This window comes from Marinicauda sp. Alg238-R41, assembly GCF_947331485.1.
GTDB lineage: Bacteria > Pseudomonadota > Alphaproteobacteria > Caulobacterales > Maricaulaceae > Marinicauda > Marinicauda pacifica.
In genome coordinates this window covers 1,163,688-1,175,694 of the sequence record NZ_CAMZOJ010000001.1, presented here as the reverse complement: position 1 = coordinate 1,175,694, position 12,007 = coordinate 1,163,688, and the positions used below count along the sequence as shown (strand labels likewise).

The 12,007-nt window shown below is 64.9% G+C and carries 14 protein-coding genes; 3 read left to right on the top strand and 11 right to left on the bottom strand.

Features of this window, described 5'->3' with window-relative positions; all coding sequences use genetic code 11:
- Positions 1-240 precede the first annotated feature (240 nt).
- The 6 genes from PGP17_RS05465 to PGP17_RS05440 all read right to left on the bottom strand — a co-directional run bounded on the left by PGP17_RS05465 (position 241) and on the right by PGP17_RS05440 (position 5,283).
- Positions 241-1,122, bottom strand: coding sequence for an S-methyl-5'-thioadenosine phosphorylase (locus PGP17_RS05465; RefSeq protein ID WP_270374540.1), 882 nt, complete (start codon positions 1,120-1,122; stop codon positions 241-243).
- Positions 1,119-1,730 (bottom strand): GrpB family protein, encoded by a 612-nt coding sequence (locus PGP17_RS05460; protein ID WP_270374539.1) that lies wholly within the window; start codon positions 1,728-1,730, stop codon positions 1,119-1,121. Before PGP17_RS05460 ends, PGP17_RS05465 begins: the two co-directional genes overlap by 4 nt.
- Positions 1,731-1,803: 73 nt before the next feature.
- The gene (locus PGP17_RS05455) at positions 1,804-2,607 is read right to left on the bottom strand and encodes a cytochrome c1 (RefSeq protein WP_270374538.1); all 804 of its coding nucleotides are present in this window, start codon (positions 2,605-2,607) and stop codon (positions 1,804-1,806) included.
- 11 nt (positions 2,608-2,618) lie between these two features.
- Positions 2,619-3,929, bottom strand: coding sequence for a cytochrome b (locus PGP17_RS05450; protein WP_270374537.1), 1,311 nt, complete (start codon positions 3,927-3,929; stop codon positions 2,619-2,621).
- Positions 3,930-3,940: 11 nt separating this feature from the next.
- Complete coding sequence (petA, locus tag PGP17_RS05445) at positions 3,941-4,561, bottom strand: ubiquinol-cytochrome c reductase iron-sulfur subunit (RefSeq protein WP_135942961.1); 621 nt, start codon at positions 4,559-4,561, stop codon at positions 3,941-3,943.
- A gap of 239 nt (positions 4,562-4,800) precedes the next feature.
- Positions 4,801-5,283, bottom strand: coding sequence for a PaaI family thioesterase (locus PGP17_RS05440; protein WP_270374536.1), 483 nt, complete (start codon positions 5,281-5,283; stop codon positions 4,801-4,803).
- Between the two features lie 88 nt (positions 5,284-5,371).
- Here PGP17_RS05440 and PGP17_RS05435 point away from each other — a divergent pair, with 88 nt between their 5' ends.
- Positions 5,372-5,980, top strand: a complete 609-nt coding sequence (locus tag PGP17_RS05435) for a TetR/AcrR family transcriptional regulator (RefSeq protein ID WP_270374535.1) — start codon at positions 5,372-5,374, stop codon at positions 5,978-5,980.
- A 105-nt stretch (positions 5,981-6,085) separates the two neighbouring features.
- Positions 6,086-7,006 carry an oxygen-dependent coproporphyrinogen oxidase gene (gene hemF / locus PGP17_RS05430; protein WP_270374534.1) on the top strand — a complete coding sequence of 307 codons (921 nt, stop codon included), beginning with the start codon at positions 6,086-6,088 and terminating at the stop codon, positions 7,004-7,006.
- A 7-nt stretch (positions 7,007-7,013) separates the two neighbouring features.
- Here hemF and PGP17_RS05425 read toward each other — a convergent pair whose 3' ends face one another.
- From PGP17_RS05425 to PGP17_RS05405, 5 genes are read right to left on the bottom strand one after another with little or no spacing between them, the layout of a single operon-like run.
- Entirely contained in the window at positions 7,014-8,198 is a 1,185-nt protein-coding gene (locus PGP17_RS05425; protein ID WP_270374533.1) for a hypothetical protein, read from the bottom strand.
- Complete coding sequence (locus PGP17_RS05420; protein WP_270374532.1) at positions 8,195-9,436, bottom strand: CCA tRNA nucleotidyltransferase; 1,242 nt, start codon at positions 9,434-9,436, stop codon at positions 8,195-8,197. The genes PGP17_RS05425 and PGP17_RS05420 overlap by 4 nt, the downstream gene beginning before the upstream one ends.
- A gap of 8 nt (positions 9,437-9,444) precedes the next feature.
- Positions 9,445-9,720, bottom strand: a complete 276-nt coding sequence (locus PGP17_RS05415; RefSeq protein WP_270374531.1) for a hypothetical protein — start codon at positions 9,718-9,720, stop codon at positions 9,445-9,447.
- Positions 9,720-10,367 carry a CoA pyrophosphatase gene (locus PGP17_RS05410; protein WP_233342040.1) on the bottom strand — a complete coding sequence of 216 codons (648 nt, stop codon included), beginning with the start codon at positions 10,365-10,367 and terminating at the stop codon, positions 9,720-9,722. Before PGP17_RS05410 ends, PGP17_RS05415 begins: the two co-directional genes overlap by 1 nt.
- Positions 10,364-10,912 carry a DUF1285 domain-containing protein gene (locus PGP17_RS05405; protein ID WP_270374530.1) on the bottom strand — a complete coding sequence of 183 codons (549 nt, stop codon included), beginning with the start codon at positions 10,910-10,912 and terminating at the stop codon, positions 10,364-10,366. The genes PGP17_RS05410 and PGP17_RS05405 overlap by 4 nt, the downstream gene beginning before the upstream one ends.
- A gap of 96 nt (positions 10,913-11,008) precedes the next feature.
- Here PGP17_RS05405 and PGP17_RS05400 point away from each other — a divergent pair, with 96 nt between their 5' ends.
- Entirely contained in the window at positions 11,009-12,007 is a 999-nt protein-coding gene (locus PGP17_RS05400) for an AAA family ATPase (RefSeq protein WP_270374529.1), read from the top strand.

Genomic DNA, 12,007 nt, shown 5'->3' with positions numbered 1-12,007 from the left:
CGCTAAAGTGTAATATATCTGGATACGGAAGAAAAGAGTAGGTTTCACTTTTGTGACAAACTAGTTTTTCTGTTTATTTTTATAGGTTTATAATACCTCGAGCGCACTTCTCCAACTTACGTTGTGAAATTTTTCCGAACTGGAGCGTCGATTTGTGGTGAAACGGGCGTTAAAAATGACAAAGCGCCAGCCGTGCGGCCAGCGCTTTGTGGATAACTATATTTTCGGCTTATACTGTCGCTAGTTGGAGAGAACCCGCCCCGCCACGGCATCAAGCCGGGCGAGAAGTTCGGGGTCCCGGGCCTCCGGCGCGGTGATGAGGGCGAAATCCAGCACGGTCTCGATCCCGTCCGGACACGGCTGGCGTTTCACGTCCGCCATCGCCGACGTCATGTGACGCACCAACTCCTGGGCGCGGACGACGTTGGATTTGAGAATTGCGAGCACGTCGGTGACGTTGACCTCGGCCAGATCGTCGCGCCAGCAATCATAGTCGGTGACCATGGCGACCGAGGCGTAGGGCAGCTCGGCCTCGCGCGCGAGCTTGGCCTCGGGCATGTTGGTCATGCCGATCACATCCATGCCCCAGGCTCGGTAGAGATGGCTCTCCGCCTTGGTGGAAAATTGCGGGCCTTCCATGGCAAGATAGGTTCCGCGATCGGCCACGGTCTCCACGCCGGCTGCACGCGCCGCCGCACCGGCCATCGCAGAAAGGCGCGAGCACACCGGGCGGGCCATGGAGACATGCGCCACGCACCCGGTGCCGAAGAAACTCTTCTCCCGCGCAAACGTCCGGTCGACATACTGGTCGACCACCATAAAGGCTCCCGGCGGCAGGTCTTCGCGCAACGATCCGCAGGCCGACAGCGAGAGCACATCGGTGACCCCGGCGCGTTTGAGCGCATCGATATTGGCCCGGTAATTGATGTCGCTCGGCGGGATCTTGTGGCCCAGGTCATGACGCGAGAGGAAGACCAGCTCGACCCCGTTGAGCGTGGCATGCACGAGCGGCGCGCTCGGCTGGCCCCAGGGCGTGGTCACGCGTTCCTCGCGCAAATTCTCCAGCCCGTCGAGCGCATAAAGGCCCGAGCCGCCGATAATACCGAGCTTCCACGCGCTCATTGTCCGACACTCCAATAGGCATCCGGCGCGCTCGGGACCCAGCGGGTCAGCTCCGCCCAACCCTCCGCCGCACGCAAGGTCATGGCGAGAAACGGCTCCTTGAGCGCGAGGTATTCCGCCTCGTCCTCGATGATGTCGTTCAGCGCCAGCTTGAACCGCCCGAAATCGGCTTTCACCCGCTCGTCGGCGCGCAGATAGTCGCGCAGGAGCAGCGCCAGGCGCGTATTGACCGCACCGTTGCGGCGCAGGTGCACGATGACGCGCCGCTCCCCTTCCGGGCCGTGAAACAACAGTTTGCGCCAGACCGGCACTTCCTCGATCGGGGTATAATCCTCGACCTCGTCCTCGTTGTGCATCGCGCCGAGCTGGCGAAAGCCGGCCGCGGTCAGGCGCTCGACCAGGGGCTCGCTCGGGCGCAGGCGGAAGACGCTGGCCTGGATGTCGATCTCGTCCTTGGCTGGCAGGCCGGGTACGGCGGTCGAACCGATATGGTCGACGCGCAACGCCTCCTCGCCGAGGGCCTCGGCAACGCGAGCGGCCCAATCCGCGCCTTCATCGCCCCATTGAGGCTGCGGCGGGACGACCCAGGGTGTCGGCGGTGTATCCATGGGAGCCTTCATACAAAACGGGCCGCCTGAACAACAGACGGCCCGCTTCGATTTTCTGTTGGCAACGCGATGCTTAGTGCTGCACGCGCGACCAGACCTGACGATAGGCGAGCCAGACGAGCACGCACACGATGAACAGGTAGATCAGCACCATGAAGCCCATCGACTTGCGCGCTTCCATATGCGGTTCGGATGCCCAGGCCAGGAAAGCGGTCACGTCGTGAGCCATCTGCTCGGGCGTGGCCTCGGTCCCGTCAGCATACTCCACCAGCCCTTCGAAGAGCTGGGGGGGCATGGCCAGCACACCGCCGGGGAAGTACGGGTTGTAGTACTGACCGGGACGCACGTTGACGTCCTCGGGCACTTCCTCTCCGTATCCCAGAAGCAGCGAGCGGATATATTCCGCCCCGCCGCTGCGGGCCTTGACGATGAGCGACAGGTTGGGCGGTATGGCGCCGCCATTGGCCGCCGAGGCAGCCCGCTCGTTCGGGTAGGGGTGCGGGAAGTCGTCCGCCGGACGCCCGGCCCGCTCGAACATCTCGCCAAACTCGTCCGGACCGTCGGTGATCATGTACTCGGCGGCAATCGCGCGCACGATCGGGTTGTCGTTCGGGTTGGGATATTCGGGATCGTAGAAGGGGCCACCCTCCTCGCCCAGATTGCGCAACGACATGAAATCGAGGGCATGGCAGGCCGAGCAGACCTGCTGATAGACCTGGAAGCCACGCTGCAGCGCCTGCTTGTCATACTGGCCGAAGGGACCTTCGAACGCCCAGGTGTGGGGTTCGGGCGCATGAGCCTCCTCAGCCGCAAGGGCCGGGCCGGCGAGCGCGGCAGCGCCCGCCACGGCGATGAGAAGACGGTTCAACATATTCATCCTCTCTCTCCTTATTCGGCCGGGGCCGGCTTGGCGGCGGAATCCTGCGGACCTGCCTTGGCGCCGAGCACGGAGTCCTCGATCGAGGCCGGGCGGGGCTTGGGTTTCTCGACGAAGCCGAGAATGGGCAGGATCACCAGGAAGTAGGCGAAGTAGTACACGGTCAGCACGCGGGCGAGCCACAGGAAGGTAATGCCGGTGGCATGACCGTCATGCGAGCCGAGTGCGAGGAAGATGTCGTCCGGGTTCTTCGCGCCGCACCAGCCAAGGCCGAGACCGCCGACGACGAAGAAGAGGAAGAACCAGCGCGCCAGCGGACGGTAGCGCATGGAGCGCACCTTGGACGTATCCAGCCAGGGCAGGACGAACAGCACCGCGATGGCGCCGAACATCAAGATCACGCCGCCAAGCTTGGACGGAACGGCCCGCAAGATCGCGTAGAAGGGCAGAAGATACCATTCCGGAACGATGTGGGCCGGCGTCACCAGCGGGTTGGCCTCGATATAGTTGTCCGCATGGCCGAGAACGTCCGGCGCATAGAAGACGAAGAAGGCGAAGATCATCAGGAAGAGCAGGATCGCGAAGCCGTCCTTGACCGTGTAGTATGGGTGGAAGGGCAGTGTATCGTTGCTCGTCTTCACGCTGATGCCGGTCGGGTTGTTATTGCCCGGCACGTGCAGCGCCCAGATGTGCAGGCCCACGACGCCGGCAATCAGGAACGGGATCAGATAGTGCAGCGAGAAGAAGCGGTTCAGCGTCTCGTTGCCGACCGAGAACCCGCCCCACAGCCATTCGGTGATCGGGCCGCCGACAATCGGCAGCGCACCGAACAGGTTGGTGATCACCATCGCGCCCCAGTAGGACATCTGGCCCCACGGCAGCACGTAACCCATGAAGGCCGCGGCCATCATCAGCAGGTAGATCACGACGCCGAGGATCCAGAGCATTTCGCGCGGCGCCTTGTAGGAGCCGTAATACAGGCCGCGGAACATGTGGATGTAGACGGCAAGGAAGAACATCGAGGCGCCATTCGCGTGAATGGAGCGCAGGAGCCAGCCGAAATTCACGTCGCGGTCGATCCGTTCGACACTGGCAAAGGCGTAGTCCACGTGAGCCACGTAGTGCATGGCCAGAACGACGCCCGACAGGATCTGGATCATCAGGCAGACGGTCAGAATGCCGCCGAACGTGTACCAGTAGTTCAAATTGCGCGGGGTCGGGAAGCCAATGAAGGAATCATAGCCCAGACGCACGATGGGAAGGCGCTCGTCGAGCCAGCGCTCAATCCCGGTTTTCGGTTCGTAAGTGGAGTGTCCGCTCATGATGCTTCCCGTCAGCCGATCTGGATCGTCGTCGCGGAGACGAAGGTATAGGGCGGAATGTGCAGGTTCTCCGGGGCAGGGCCGCGGCGAATCCGGCCGGCCGCATCGTAGTGCGAGCCATGACACGGGCAGAACCAGCCATTGTAATCGCCAGCCCCGTCGCCGACCGGCACACAGCCCAGATGGGTGCAGTTGCCTTTCATGACGATCAGCGAGGTGCGCAGCGCCTCGTCGATCTCCACGCCCTCGGCGGCCGCGACAAGCTGAGCGGACCGGTTTTCATCGGTCGCCGGCAGGCCGGGCTCGTTCTCGTTACGGGCATCCCGGTCGGGCAGTGCCGACAGCTCCACCGCGCGCGCCGACTCGATATCAGACTGGGTGCGCTTGCGGATGAAGACCGGGCCACCGCGCCACATGACGGTGATCTGCTCGCCTTCGGCGATGCCGGCGATGGGCGTACGGATCGAGGCCAGCGCCAGCGTGTCGGCAGCCGGGTTCATCTGGTCGATGAACGGCCACAGCACGAACGCACCGCCTACGGCAACCGCGCCGCCCGCAGCAATGTAGATAAAATCCCGGCGGCTCGGCTCTTGGGCGCCGCTCCCGTCCGGCGAAGGGGTCACGTCACTCACGCGCTAGCCTCTCGCTCTTCAGTGTACATCCGGTTTCGCTCCCCAACCCGGTTTCACCCTGGCGGCCGGAAAACCGCGAAACGTCTTCGATGAAGACATAGCTTGGTGTGGTCGGTTCGGGGTTGCGTCGTGTCGACGCACTCAGTCCCCACCACGCCAAACATATGACTGCGGGGCTTAAAGCGAGCCTTCAATTTTTTCAACCTGAATATCTGCGCAAGGCGCGTGTCAGGCGGGGCTTAGGAGGAGGGCCCCTCCTGCGGCACGATGTCGATGGCCCCGCGTCCGGCCGGCAGGATAATCGCGGTGGCCACCGCAATGAGCTTGGCCTCCCCGCCAGTCTCGGCAAACACGTCGACGCGCACCGTAACCTGGCGCCGCCCGGCTTTGACGACTTCAGCCCGAGTGTAAAAGCTGTCACCGATGCCGGGGGCCAGAAAGTTGAGTGAGAACTGAGCGGTAACCACATCGCCGATCTCGGTAGCTGCTGCATAGGCGGCCGCATTGTCCGCCAGGAACCCGACGAGACCGCCATGCAGAAATCCATGATGCTGGGTCATGTCCTCGTACCGCAATCTGAGCCGCGTCTCGACCCGTCCGCGCTCTACGCTGACAACCTCAAGCCCGGTCCATCGGGTAAAGGGCTGCATCTCGATCACCTGCCGGAACTGGTCCAGCGTCACGGCAGGATCGCCAGGCGAGGCGTGAGGGGAAGAGGTCATTGAAGGCTCCATGATTAGACCGACCGGTCTATATAGACTTATGAGCCGGGTCTAGAAAAGGAGAATCGAACGCATAAGGAGCGCGCCCATGATCCGTCCAAGCCGATCGCAAGACGCGGGCGATCAGACGCCGGCGCGAACGCGCATCGTCGAAGCTGCCGCACGCCTGTTTCAGTCGCAGGGCTATGCGGGCACGGGGCTGACGGAGATTCTTCGCGCCTCCAAGGCGCCCAAGGGCTCGCTCTACCATTACTTTCCAAACGGAAAGCGGGATCTGGCCGACGAAGCGGCACGCGTGGCCGGGGCCCGCTTCGCCGACACCATGGCGCGGATGGCGGGCGAGAGTGCGAGCAGTGCGCAATTCGTCGTTCAGTTCACCGGCCAGCTGGCTACGTGGCTGGAGGAGTCGCGCTTTCGTCAGGGCTGCCCGGTGGCCACGCTGGCGCTGGAGCTGGCGCCAGGTGACAGCGAAGCAAGCGATACCTTGGAGGGCGTTTTCGCCGCCTGGCAGGATGCCCTCAAGCTGAGGCTCGAAGCAGACGGCATTGCGCCCGAGCGCGCTGGCCGGCTGGCGCTTCTCATCCTCTCCTCGATCGAAGGAGCGCTGATTCTGTCCCGCACGGCGCGCAAGACAGAGCCCGTCCTGTCGGTAGGCGAGGAACTTGCAGCCCTCATCGAGTCCCACCGCGGGACGTGAAGCCTGCTGCCGCGACTGTTATTGCACGGGGGCCTAGCCAAATCCGCCCTGACCGGTCAGAAGACGGGCTTCACCCGGCCTTCAGCAAGACCAAGACCCGTGCCCATGAGCGATTCCTCCACCTCCGGCGCCTCGAGCGCTCCTGTCGATCCCGAAACGCTGCTGGCGCGCCGTTCCGAGGCACGAACCTGGTTTGAAGCGCTGCGCGATCGCATCTGCGATGCGTTCGAAGCGCTCGAGGACGCGGCCGATCCCGATCTTTATCCCGGGGAGGCGGGACGGTTCGAACGTACGCCGTGGACGCGCGGCGACGGGAGCGAGGATCTGGGCGGAGGCGTCATGGGCATGATGCATGGCCGCCTGTTCGAGAAGGTCGGCGTGCACGTCTCGACCGTCTATGGCGAGTTCAGCGCCGATTTTGCGAGCCGCGTGCGCGGGGCCGACCACGATCCGCGCTTCTTCGCCACCGGGATTTCGCTGATCGCCCACATGCGCAATCCGCATGTCCCGGCTGTGCACATGAATACGCGCTACATCACCACCACGCTGAACTGGTTTGGCGGCGGGATGGACCTGAACCCCACCCAGGACTACCAGCGCGACGAGGCGTTCGAAGACGCCCAGGCGTTTCACGCCGCGGCGCGCGAGGCCTGCGACGCACACGATCCGGCGTATTTCGAAAAATACAAAGCCTGGTGCGACGAGTATTTCTGGCTGAAACACCGCGGCGAGCCGCGCGGCGTCGGCGGCATTTTCTACGACCATCTCGACAGCGGCGATTTCGATGCCGATTTCGCCTTCACGCGCGATGTCGGCGAGGCATTTCTGGACATCTACCCGCAGATCGTGCGCCGTCGCATGGATACGCCCTGGAGCGAGGCCGATCGCGAGGAACAGCTGATCCGGCGCGGCCGCTATGCCGAGTTCAACCTGCTCTACGATCGCGGCACCAAGTTCGGGCTGGAAACCGGGGGCAATGTGAAGAGCATCCTCTCCTCCATGCCGCCCGAAGCGCGCTGGCCGTAATTGGAGATCAGCCCAGCTCGATGCTGACCGAGGGGCTCGCGCCGACCGACGCGATCATGATGCGGTCGCGCGGGCGTTCGATGTCGTCCAGCGTCAGGAAGCCCAGCCGGGTCTCCTCCAGCGCGCCAAGCTCGGCCGCCGAGACACGGTAGCCGACTGCGGCCGCAGGCACCGGTCCGTCGAGGACCGAGCCGCGCACTTCTCCGCCTCCGCGATTGAGCAGCGTGAAGAAGACCAGCTGGTGCTCCTGCAGGAAGGACGAACCGAGCGAGGCCGGCTCGGCATTGTCCGGGAAGATGAGCGCACGCTGATCGGCCCCCAGCAGCTCCTCCACCATCTCGGCAATCGTCTCGGTGGAGAAATCGGACGACAGGATCAGCGTGTTCACGCCGCTGGCCGGAATCACATAGCCGCCGCGCACCGAATAGCCCGCCCGGCCCTGCCGGATCTCGGCCGCGCGAACGATCGCGCCGCCGTCTTCCAGACGCACCAGGATGAGGCGCTGTTCGACATAGGCCTGCTCGGGCGGGCAGACATAGACGCGGTAAATGCCCTCGGCGCGGAAAATCTTCTGTGTGTCGTCCCAGTTGAGCTGGCCGTCATAATCATAGGCGAACCGGTAGAGCAGGCCGCCAGTCAGAGCGCTGAGCGCCGCGCCGCGCTTGGCTGTAATATTGGACACGGTCTCGGCCCCGGCGCGCGGACCGGGCTTTGGACGCTCATTGTCTTCCCCGATGAGGCGGACCGGAAATCCGGTTTCCTCCAGCCCGGAGGCCCGCAGGAATTTGGCAACAAGTTTCAGATCGTCCTTGTCTGCATCCGCGATCACACTTTCGAGCGGCTTGGCCCGGCGCGAGATTCGTCCGCCATGGCTGCGCTTGCCGCGTTCGGGCACATGGTCGAGGACCGCCTGCAGAAGATGCCAGGAGGCCGGTTCATGACCGCGCATGAGGCGTTCGGACGGAAGACGGTCATGGCCTGCCCGGCCCGGCACGAAAGAGGCCAGGACATGGCCGAGCGCACTCCAGAACCCGGTCTTCTTCCGAGCCTCGTCCTTTTTCTTCTCCTGACGGTCGAGAAAGGCGCCATAGGCGGTCTTGATCCAGCCGCGGTCGACATAGCCGAAGGCGCGCATCTGCGCGATCGTGCGCTTGAACACGACCCCCGGGTCGAGTTTCGCCTTGCCGGTCACGTGTCGCGCTCCCCGCCGGACGCCTTGCTCACGACCTGATCGAGCAGCGCCTGCCGGCCAAGCGTGAAGCCGGAGTCGATCCAGGCCTTGCGCGCCGCATCGAGCCGGTCTCCGAGGTCGGGCCCAGGCGCAAACCCGGCCGCGATCAGATCGCGGCCCGTCAGAGGAAATTCGGGGCGTTCGTAGGACAAGGCCTCGGTCAGCTCGGCCTCAAGCGCATGGTCTTCGCCCTCGCCGCGCGCCTCGGCGAGACGCAACTGATCGGCGACTGCCTGGCCGCCGCGCTTGTAGAGCGCACGGGCCCGCTCGTCCGGCGCGCGGCCCGGCACAAGGCGCGGGGTCCGGCACGCCGCGATCATGCGCGCGCGCTCGGCCCTGGATACCTTCAATGCACTCGACAGCGCGCTCACGCGTTCACCCTCAGCCCCGGCCAGCGCGACGATACGCAGGAGCGCATCGGCATCGCGGATCTTCTCCCTATCGTTAATAATTATGCTGAACAGGACCCTAAAGTCGAGCGCGCCGGGTAAGACTTCATCAAGAATGTGACCCTCCTGCATCGCCTCGAGGGCCGGAACCGGGGCCGGAGCGGCCAGTAATCGCTTCAATTCGGCCCACACACGCTCGGCTGACAGCGAGGCCAGACCGGCCCGCCCGGCAACGCAGGCGCGATGACCCTCCGGGTCCGGCGCGCCGGCCCCGTACCAGGCATTGAATCGGTAGAAACGCAGGATTCGAAGATAATCCTCGGCGATCCGCGCCGAGGCATCGCCGATGAAGACGATCCGTCCCGCACGCGCGTCGGCGGCGCCGTCAAAAGGATCGAACACCGCGCCCTCGGGCCTCGCGTAGATCGCATTAAGGCGGAAATCGCGCCGGGCCGCGTCCTCGGCCCAGTCCTGGGAAAACGCCACGACGGCGCGGCGGCCATCGGTCGCGACATCCTTTCGCAGCGTCGTCACCTCATGGGGCATGCCGCCCGATACCACCGTGACCGTCCCGTGCTCGATACCGGTGGGAACCGGCTTCAGTCCGGCGTCCGCGCTCAGACGCATCACCTCGTCGGGGGTAAGCCGGGTCGCGATGTCCACATCCTGGACCGGATGACCGGAGACGGCGTTGCGCACGCACCCGCCCACATAGCGCGACAGGTCCTGACCGGCCGGATTGAGCGCCGCCATCACGCGGCGGGTCTCGGCGCGGCGCATCCAGGCGTGATCGTTCGGGTCGAGACGCATCGCCGGCTCTACCCGTCCGCCTCGTCGCGCACGACCCGGCCCTCGGAATCGAGATGGAATTGCGGCGGGCTGTAGCCCTCCTCCCCCCGCTCATCACCGCTGAGGAGTGCGAAGGTGGCGATGGCGATCAGCGCCATCATGCCGCCGGCCGCGCCGAGCGCGATAACCGGCGCGTCTCTCTGAGCCAGAGGCTTCTCGACCGAAAGCCGATAGCGCTGGACCAGCGAATAGATAACGAGCGGTGCGACGAACAGGATCGCCGCCAAAACCATGATACGGATCATCAGCCCGCTCCTTTGGCAGTCGCCAGACGCTCGCCGAGAATCTTGAGCATTCCCGCCGTTGCGCCCCAGATATAACGCCCCTTGTAGGGCATCGCGTAATAACGTCGAAGCCGGCCGCGAAACTCCACCTCCTCGAGCCGGTGATTATGGGCATCCATGAGGAAATCGAACGGCGTCTCGAAGACTTCGGCCACCTCTCCGGGATCGGCCGTAATTTCGAAACCCGGCTTCAAGAGGCCGACGAACGGCGTGATATGGTAGCCCGTCACCGTCTGATAGCTGTCGAACCGGCCCAGGAGCTCGACCTCATCGGGGCGCACGCCGATTTCCTCATGGGTTTCGCGCAAGGCGCACTCGGCCAAGCTTTCGCGCCCCACATTCTGGCGTCCGCCGGGAAAACTGATCTGGCCGGCATGAGCCTGGAGGTGATCGGCGCGCCGAGTGAATAGCACGGTCAGCGTGTTGCCTCTGCGCACGAGCGGGGCCAGGACGGCGGCCGGTTTCAGGTTACGCGCCGCAGGCAGACCGCCCTCTTCCAGCATACCGTCGCCATGGCGCGGCTTGACCTTGCGCGCATCGACCGGGTCGAGCACCTCTTTAAGGCAGGCGACGGCTCGCTCCGGGCTGAAGGGAGGCCGCGCCCTCACGCTTTCGGGCCAAGCGGAAAGAACACGCCCGCGCTCCAGACACCCATGACCGGCTTGCCGGCCTCGTCCTCGCCCTCGACGGTCAGTTCCGCCAGATCGTAGAAGGTCGCCCGGTTGATAAGCGCGTCGAGATTTCCGCGCACATGCACATACGGCTCAGGCTCGCCATCATCGCTGGTCTCGATGCGCAACGGGTGATCCCGGCCGGCAATGACGGCGTCGTCCAGATTCGTCAGGAAAGCGATCTTCTGGTCCCGGCCCTCGCCCTCGACATCGAGGCGAATCGCGACGAAGGGCGCGGCCTCGACCTGGATCTCGATCTTCTCCACCGGGGTGACGAGATAGGTCTTGCCGTCATCGTCCTTTCGAAGAACGCGCGAAAAAAGGCGGACCAGACGCTCTCGCGTGATCCGCGTGCCTTCATGCCACCAGCTCCCGTCGCGGCGGATGACGAGATCCATCTCGCCGCAATTGTCCGGCTCCCATTTCTCCACGGGCGGCAGACCCTGCCCGCTTTCACCCGCCGCTTCGATCAGCGACTGCATTACATCTCCGTCAGATGGGTGCGTAACCATGGACACCTTTCCTGGCTCCCGCCATGCTCGGCTTCTCTCCGGTTCATCATTCAAGGACATAAGGCGATGACCGTCTCGAAGGAAGACGCCCATGCGTTCGCAGAGCGCGCCGACCGCGCCGCAGACCGCCTGGCCGAAGCCAAAGCCTCCGTGGCCAAGGCCATTATCGGCCTGAACGAGGTGGTCGAGCAGGCGCTGGCCGTGATCCTGTCCGGCGGGCACGGCCTGCTGGTCGGTGCGCCCGGCGTGGCCAAGACCCGTCTGGTTCATACCCTCGCCACTGTCACGGGGCTGGACGACAAGCGGATCCAGTTCACGCCCGACCTGATGCCCGCCGACATTCTCGGCTCCGAAGTGCTCGAAGAGGGCGAAGACGGACGCCGCTCCTTCCGCTTCCTGCCGGGCCCGGTCTTCTGCCGCCTGCTCATGGCCGACGAGATCAACCGGGCGAGCCCGCGCACCCAGGCCGCCTTGCTGCAGGCCATGCAGGAAGGCCATGTGACGATAGCCGGGGAACGCCATGACCTGCCCCGGCCCTTCCACGTGCTCGCGACCCAGAACCCGATCGAGCAGGAGGGCACCTATCCCTTGCCCGAAGCCCAGCTCGACCGCTTCCTGATGCAGATCGACGTGCCGTATCCGCGCCGCGAGGACGAGCGCGCCATACTGCTGGCCACGACCGGGACCGACGAGGGCGAAGCCCATACCGTCCTCACCGGTCAGGAAATTCTGGATCTGCAGGGTCTCGTGCGCGCCATGCCGGTCGGCGAGGAGACGCTGGAGGCGATTCTGACGCTGCTCGAACGCGCCCGTCCGGACACATCGCCCGATGCCGAAGTGCGCGAGGGCGTATCCTGGGGGCCCGGCCCGCGTGCCGGTCAGGCCCTCATGCTGGCCGTGCGCGCCCGCGCCCTGCTGCAGGGACGCCTTGCCCCGTCTACCGCCGATGTCGCGGCGCTGGCCGGGCCGGTGCTCAAACACCGCATGGCGCTGAGCTTCGCCGCGCGGGCCGACGGGCTCCAGCTGGACACCCTCATCGCACGCCTCGCCGCGGAGGCCGCCTGA

Bases quoted from the DNA above. Each gene is read 5' to 3' on its own strand.
- PGP17_RS05405 (WP_270374530.1), bottom strand. From the start codon at position 10,912: ATGCAGTCGCTGATCGAAGCGGCGGGTGAAAGCGGGCAGGGTCTGCCG.
- PGP17_RS05455 (WP_270374538.1), bottom strand. From the start codon at position 2,607: ATGAATATGTTGAACCGTCTTCTCATCGCCGTGGCGGGCGCTGCCGCG.
- hemF (WP_270374534.1), top strand. From the start codon at position 6,086: ATGAGCGATTCCTCCACCTCCGGCGCCTCGAGCGCTCCTGTCGATCCC.
- PGP17_RS05400 (WP_270374529.1), top strand. From the start codon at position 11,009: ATGACCGTCTCGAAGGAAGACGCCCATGCGTTCGCAGAGCGCGCCGAC.
- PGP17_RS05415 (WP_270374531.1), bottom strand. From the start codon at position 9,720: ATGATCCGTATCATGGTTTTGGCGGCGATCCTGTTCGTCGCACCGCTC.
- PGP17_RS05460 (WP_270374539.1), bottom strand. From the start codon at position 1,730: ATGGATACACCGCCGACACCCTGGGTCGTCCCGCCGCAGCCTCAATGG.
- PGP17_RS05420 (WP_270374532.1), bottom strand. From the start codon at position 9,436: ATGCGTCTCGACCCGAACGATCACGCCTGGATGCGCCGCGCCGAGACC.
- PGP17_RS05440 (WP_270374536.1), bottom strand. From the start codon at position 5,283: ATGACCTCTTCCCCTCACGCCTCGCCTGGCGATCCTGCCGTGACGCTG.
- PGP17_RS05450 (WP_270374537.1), bottom strand. From the start codon at position 3,929: ATGAGCGGACACTCCACTTACGAACCGAAAACCGGGATTGAGCGCTGG.
- PGP17_RS05435 (WP_270374535.1), top strand. From the start codon at position 5,372: ATGATCCGTCCAAGCCGATCGCAAGACGCGGGCGATCAGACGCCGGCG.
- PGP17_RS05465 (WP_270374540.1), bottom strand. From the start codon at position 1,122: ATGAGCGCGTGGAAGCTCGGTATTATCGGCGGCTCGGGCCTTTATGCG.